Annotated in this window: 1 protein-coding gene; it reads right to left on the bottom strand. The window is 42.5% G+C overall.

All coding sequences use genetic code 11. The features are described 5' to 3' along the window. Window positions 1–19: 19 nt before the first annotated feature. Window positions 20–527 (bottom strand): IS4 family transposase (locus QTO06_RS25400; RefSeq protein WP_331410358.1); only part of this gene is annotated, 508 nt, incomplete at its 5' end.

The raw sequence follows: 527 nt of genomic DNA, 5'->3' as shown, positions 1-527 counted from the left end.
CTGTCTCTTGATCACAAGTCTAGTGATCAAGAGACATTGCGAGCTCGTAGCCTTCAAGGATGGTTTGCAGTTTAAACCATCCTTCCCAAAGTGCCTTTATTGAAGCTCTGCCCGTCCTCTTGGTATCTTTCCAACCACCTAATTTGGCAAGATTTTTGTACGCCCAGCCCATATCCGGCGTTTCTTTAGGTAACGTCTTACTTTCTAGTTTCAACCACAGTAGCTTCCAAGCTTTTTTGCCCAATACCTTTTCACAACTTTCTTTCGTTAGCTCATCAACTTCTTTAATGAAGCGTAACGCCAATAAACGAGTTGCAACAAAGGCATAGATGACACTTAACCTCTCTAAGTTACCTTTACTTTGTAGTCTTAGGGACTCCACATCCGTACCTTCACTTTTCCAGACTTTATGGAAGTCTTCAATCAGCCATCGGCGCTCGTAATAACCGATAATTCTCATGGCATCTTCAACGTTGTTTATTGGCTCCGATGTCAAGAGGTGCCATGCTAACTTGTCTTTTGATGTA

The organism is Vibrio sp. M260121 (genome assembly GCF_036533715.1).
GTDB lineage: Bacteria > Pseudomonadota > Gammaproteobacteria > Enterobacterales > Vibrionaceae > Vibrio.
This window is presented reverse-complemented; position numbering and strand designations above follow the sequence as displayed.